Raw genomic sequence first — 6,165 nt, 5'->3', positions numbered from 1 at the left:
TTGTCTTTGAGCAAGTGATTGATACACTCTATGACGTATCTCTTCCTGAGCATAATTAAAATGCTAATCCAACAACAGCACTATCAACCACTTCTTCTTCAAATTCATCATCTTGACAGACCAACAAAGGCTTCAAGTCGTATGATGTAACCAGCAAGTCGATTGTATTTGCCATAATTGGACCACACATACCATTCACACTTGCAGGATAATCATCCTTCTCCAGAATAACCATCATGGTATAGAGTGGATGGTCAGCAGGAAAGTAACCGCATAATTCCATACGATAATGATCCTCTTCCGTTTTGAATGAACGGCCACAAGCAGCAACAGTGGTATAGTTTCTGCCAGCCTTTCGGAAAAGTCCTTTTGACACAGCACGATGCAGGGCTTTTTGCAATGAGATAATATGTTCCTTTTCTTCAATTTGCTCATTGAGAACGCTAACATCATCCCCTTCTGTCTTGAGCTTCACCATGCATCCTCCATTGGCTACGGCATTGTAAAACGTTAGCAATCCCATTGCATCATTGGGCATATCAGAGAGATATCCGGAAATCTGCTTTTCGAATCGTGCCACATCATTACCAATAATGAAATCCTTGGCTATGGCAAATGCAACCAGAGAGTTAAAGCCTAATGCCTTTTCAAACGTAAGTTGTCCATAGCCTCCACGCTGCCAGTTGGAGTCTCTTACATCCTTATAGATGCCACTTCCTGTATCGATGATTTGATCTGGGGATATTTTTCCAGTAGACAACATCGCCAGATAGGCGGGGCCTTTCATCAACACTCGCTGCTCATCATTGAATGTGTCTTCGTAGGGAACGAATTGGCTTCTGTTGTTAGCCAGAGATGCTTGTGCCTTGATGGCTCCTGTTGCAGTCTCGACAACATAAACAGTTCCTTTTGAACATTGATATTCTTTCATTTTTTCTTGCAACAACTGACTTACAGATGCCTCCAATTCCTCGTCCTTGCATATCAATTGATCTTCTTCCATGCCATCTATTCCAGCAAGAATTCTTAATCGCTGAATATCTTGCTCTGAAAGATGAAGATTGCACTTCTGATTATATCTGAGCAGCCAGGATGCTCCTCTTCTACCCAGATATGCCTTCTCGTCGGCTTTCATGAAATAATATGCGGCAAGGGACTCATTCTTAAGGCTGTCTCCCTTAAATCCCGCATAGATCTCAGCAAGGATACTATTGAAGAAGGGAATCTTCTCCGATTTCTCAGAAAGTTTCTCCGTGTCTGGATGATTGGCCTTGCGATTATCGAGGGCGAACAGCATCAGTTCGCCAAATGAACTACCGGCCTGAGCCGCCTGTTTCATCAGACGGAATCCTTCCAGGGTATCGCCACGCAATACCTCGAAAATACCTTTTACTACATGTCCGTCAATATTTCCATTGGACATGAGCTGGTCTATCATGGAGTTGGCTTCATCCCACTCCCCTTTAGTGCATTTTTCAACAGATTCATAGATGAGCCTGAAATCGCTTCTTTCTGGCAATGACGTCATGTAATCTTCCATACAAGTAATACCACAAAATTCTTCAGCTTGGGCAGCCATGGTCAACATGACCGTAAAATCCTTTTTAACGCCTTTGCCATCACGGTAACAGTCGGCGAGTTGTAGAAATGCCTTCCCATCGCCCCATCGAGCTTTCTCGATCAACGCATTCACTTCATCGGAAGATGACATTTCCGAAGTATTACTCAAGGCCTCATTGATGAACAGACTATCAGTACAACTCAATAATAGTACTACTGTCATCAGCACTGTTGCAAGTGCAAAAAATTTTTTCTTCATGATATTCTAATGATTATGTGTTGTGTGTAACAATTATATACCTATTGTTTATTATCTACTTATATTTCGATGAAATTTTTTAATGCTTTTCTATCACTTCGTCAATTCTGTTCATGCGATAGTATGATGACAGTTGATTTTCCTTTTATTCTTTCTTCATTATAAAAGGCTATATCCTTTTTGATAGATATATTGAAGCACTACTCGTCCAGTCCCAAGCACCATTTTCCTGTTGCCGTCAGGCAGTGCTTGATTTTTCCATAAGGTATCGTGAAGTGAAAGGTACCTGCGGCATAACAGCTGATGGCATAGGGCTGGAATGAAAAGACGATTCCTTCATCTGAGAGACCAGGTTGCGGGAAGGTATAGCTACCTGTCGGATTACCATCTTCATCTCTATTGGTGACAACCTCCAGTATATTGGGTTGCCATGCCTGGTATTCCTCGGTCTTCTTTGCTTCCTTCAGCAGAAGATCCAATACTTCCTTCTCTGAATTGGGCTTGAACAAATAGTCAAAGTCGATTTCACGCTTATGGACATGATTAAATGAGATTAGGTTCTTCGTATAGAATCCATGGGCACCACCGTTATAATCATAGGTAAAAGACTGATAGGTTACATAATTCATGTTGAACGTTCTAGCACGCAAATTCAAAGTCGAGAACAAATGGGCAGGATAATCCTCATATTCCGTACCCCACTCTCCCTTCACGATGGTAAAATAGGCTTCGGCAGCACATCGAGCTATCTTCTTGAAATCATGGACATCTCCTGCAAATGTCCAGCCACCATCCGACCGTGCAGTATAGCCAATATAGAAGGCATTGATAGCTGGGACTTTCTCGTCATGTGATTGTGAATCGGCTATTTTATCTACAAGCCAACGACTAATAACATCTGCATGCATCGTAGATGGCTTTGGAAAATCCACCGCAATACTATAGAAAACTCTTTTTCCAAATCCAGCTATGGTGTCATGCCTAAACCGGATGACATTAGGCAACTTTCGCGTCAGTCGATTCAAGGCCCGTTTGCTGTTGTCATCAGACAAGTCAACCAACTGGTTCTTGCCAACAATACTCACATAGAACTTGTTGTCACCACCAGCATCGTACGGGTAAACCTTAAGCGTTGGATCCGCCACAAGTATCTTGTCCTCATTGTATAGCACAAACAATCTGCCATAGTCCTCATAAGCCGTATAATAGGCCTTATTACCTACCACACAGAGCGTGTCTGCCCACCAATTGGCATTGACCAGCATATTCTTGACAAAATACGGAATGGCAGGAGGTTCATAATTGTACACGATGCTGTCCATGTACTCCTCAATGTCATCCTGTTCTTCAGTTAGGCATGTGTCATAGTCCAACGAATCGTTAAATACTATCTCCGTATGATTGTTTCCCTTGCAAGAAGCCAAGTCTAGGCACATGATGCCAACCAGCATCAACAGCATCCCAAGCAATGTTAATAATCTCATTATTCTCATTATTCTTTCCTTCCTGATTAGATTCTTTTGACTTCCTCTACTCCGTCTATAGCCGACATATGATTGATGATGGTCTGCAATTCAACAAAGGAATGCACCTTGAAGTTAATGGTGCAATTCACGATGCAGTCTGTAGTACTCGTACTGATTGAGTCCATCGAGAGCTGCAGCTCGTTGGTGATGCAGTTGATGATGTCAAACAAGAGATGGAAACGGTCAATGGCAAGAATATGAATACTGACAGGATAGAGCATATCTGGCTTTTCGGCATAGTCCACGGACACGATGGAATCACCCTGCCTAGATGCTAGGCTGACAGCGATGGAGCAGTTACGCTTGTGGACGGTGACGCTCCCGTCTTTCTCCTTGAAGCCGATGACTTCCTCTCCCGGAATAGGTTGACAGTTCGGGCAGTAATGGTAGTCGTTTTCCTCCTGCTTCTCGAAGTACCTCTTCAAAAAGCCCTTTGCCTTGTAGGTGAGTACGTGTTTCATCCAGTCAGGATTTGGCAAGATGTCCTCATTCGTGATGATCTTTACGATGTCGCCGCGATGCAGGACGGTCTTGATGGATGCCAGCTGTCCATTGATCATGGCTACATGGGCATGCTTTCCGATTTCGCTATGAATCTCAAAGGCAAAGTCCAGGGCCGTGGCACGTTTAGGCAGATTGACGGACTTGCCATTTGGCGTGAATACCATGATGTCATCATTATAGAACGTCGTGACCACATTCTCAATGAAGTCACCTTCCTTCTGATGGAACTCCATGTCCCTCAGCACCATGCGGAACTTGTCAATCCAACGGCGCACATTGTCCTCGCTCCGTTCAGCCACGACTCCGAGTTGGGAGGCACGGGACATCCGTTCACTGCTGATATGCACTTCTTCCCAACAACCATAGCTGCTGAGCAGCTGCACATGAAACGACTGATAGCCGTTTTCCTTTGGGGAGTCGATGTAGTTGATGATGCCACAAGGTCTCTCACTGAAGACGCTGGAGAGACGTGAGTAAATACGCAGCGCCATATCCTTCTCCTGTTCTTCCTTTGGACATGAGAAGACGACATCCACGACATGCCGGAACGGAATGTGGCTAAAATCATCACCTGTCCTACGCATCTTGCGCCAAATGCTATAAGGAGCATTGAAGACAATCTTAATCTGTGCATCGATACCATCCATAGTCAGTACTTCACGGATCTTCTCGGTAAAAGCGGATAGTTTTTCATGAAGACTTTCCTTGTCCTTCTGGATGAGTCCTGCTATCAGCGCATATTCCTGAGGACAGCGGTATTGGAAACTCAGGTTCTCCAACTCAATCTTCACGTTGTACAGACCGAGACGGTTGGCCAGGGGAGCATAGAAGAAATCCGTCTCTCCTGCAATCTTCATCTGCTTGTCTGGACGCATACTGCTTAGTGTGCGCATATTGTGCAGACGGTCTGCAAGCTTCACCAGCAGGGCACGGATATCATAGTGGATGGAATTGAGCATCTGCTTGTAGTTGTCCACCTGCTTGGAAATTTCATAGTTGCCCGTACTCTTCTTCGTAACGACACTGACCAGGAAGGCCACATCATCGCCAAAACGCTGGCGGATGTCATCAATGGTGTAATCAGTGTCCTCCACCACATCATGCAGGAAAGCGGCGATAACGGGATTGGCACCCAGCTTCAACTCCATGGCCACAATGGTAGCCACAGCAATGGGATGGATGATATATGGTTCGCCAGTCTTGCGCTTCTGCATGGCATGGGCTTCACGTGCCAGTTCAAAGGCAGCACGGATTCTTACCATATCCTCTGCAGATACTCTCTTTTCCATCTCTGTGAAGACAACCTGTACCTTCTCCTGAATCATCATGTCGTAATTTTGAATCATAACCTTACATCTTTATACATTAAACCTTAAGCTCTATTTGTTTATATTTACAGAGTGCCCAAAGTAACCGTTTTCTATCAGCAAAAAATGAAAAAAGCCTCCCAAATACTATTGAGAGGCAACTACTTCTATGGTATGACAGGACTCCGCTATTCCATCTCAATAATAATGGCTGTATAGTTATCACCTGCCTTCTCTTCGCAGATGGCACGGTATTTCTCCGCTACCTGCTCCACGTCTTTGGCGCATTGCAAGGTGTGGAGCAATGTCTCGTCATCGATAGCATTATACAATCCGTCCGTGCAGAGCAAGATACGGTCTAATGACTGAAGTTCTACGACCTTCACGTCAGGTACGGCATCTTCAGGATGACGGGTAAAGAATGCCCTGTTGATATAGGGCAGACTGATGGAACTGGATTCGATATGGTCAATGGTACGATACTTGACATTGCCTTTGATGTCGATGACATAGCAGCGACTGTCACCAGCATGGGCAATGGTTGCTTTCTTCCCTTCGATACTGCACATGACGAGGGTTGTTCCCATCTGGTAATAACCAGATTTCTCGTCCAGTGTCTCACTTGCGAGCTTTGCTGCATCCAACACTTTCTGCTCAGAATCCAATTCTTCGGAATACTGCTGCCAGTACTCCGAAAAAGCATCACAGACTGTTTGGCTGGCAACTTCACCGCAGGAGTGGCCACCCATACCGTCACAGACCACGAACAAGGTTCGCTTGTCTGCAATTTTGACGATATTGAGACTGTCCTCGTTGTTCATCCGAGGCCCTTTCTCTGTAAACTGAATATACTTCATACTCGATATTATTTGATGTTCCACCCCTTGTTATTCAAGAATTTCTTGCACTTGTTACAGAAGGATGGCGTTTGAGAGAACTTGTTGCCATGTTCGGCATCCACCATGAAACATTGTTGATTGCCGCAATGGTTCAAACCAAAGGAATGTCC

Annotated in this window: 4 protein-coding genes and 1 pseudogene; all 5 read right to left on the bottom strand. The window is 44.6% G+C overall.

Features of this window, described 5'->3' with window-relative positions; translation table 11 throughout:
• Positions 1–55: 55 nt before the first annotated feature.
• Positions 56–1,819, bottom strand: a complete 1,764-nt coding sequence (locus tag ACMUOV_RS08860; protein ID WP_413854797.1) for a hypothetical protein — start codon at positions 1,817–1,819, stop codon at positions 56–58.
• A 200-nt stretch (positions 1,820–2,019) separates the two neighbouring features.
• A complete protein-coding gene (locus ACMUOV_RS08855) occupies positions 2,020–3,312 on the bottom strand; it encodes an RsiV family protein (RefSeq protein ID WP_413854796.1) in 1,293 nt (430 codons plus the stop codon).
• Positions 3,313–3,329: 17 nt separating this feature from the next.
• Complete coding sequence (locus ACMUOV_RS08850) at positions 3,330–5,195, bottom strand: RelA/SpoT family protein (RefSeq protein ID WP_413854795.1); 1,866 nt, start codon at positions 5,193–5,195, stop codon at positions 3,330–3,332.
• 149 nt (positions 5,196–5,344) lie between these two features.
• Positions 5,345–5,977 carry a protein phosphatase 2C domain-containing protein gene (locus ACMUOV_RS08845; protein ID WP_413854794.1) on the bottom strand — a complete coding sequence of 211 codons (633 nt, stop codon included), beginning with the start codon at positions 5,975–5,977 and terminating at the stop codon, positions 5,345–5,347.
• Positions 5,978–6,021: 44 nt separating this feature from the next.
• Positions 6,022–6,165: pseudogene (locus ACMUOV_RS08840) on the bottom strand (Zn-dependent protease); the annotation flags it as partial.

Source organism: Candidatus Ruminimicrobium bovinum, from assembly GCF_902760015.1.
Classification (GTDB): domain Bacteria; phylum Elusimicrobiota; class Endomicrobiia; order Endomicrobiales; family Endomicrobiaceae; genus Ruminimicrobium; species Ruminimicrobium bovinum.
The sequence above is the reverse complement of the archived record's forward strand: the minus strand, read 5'-3'. Positions and strand labels throughout refer to the sequence as shown.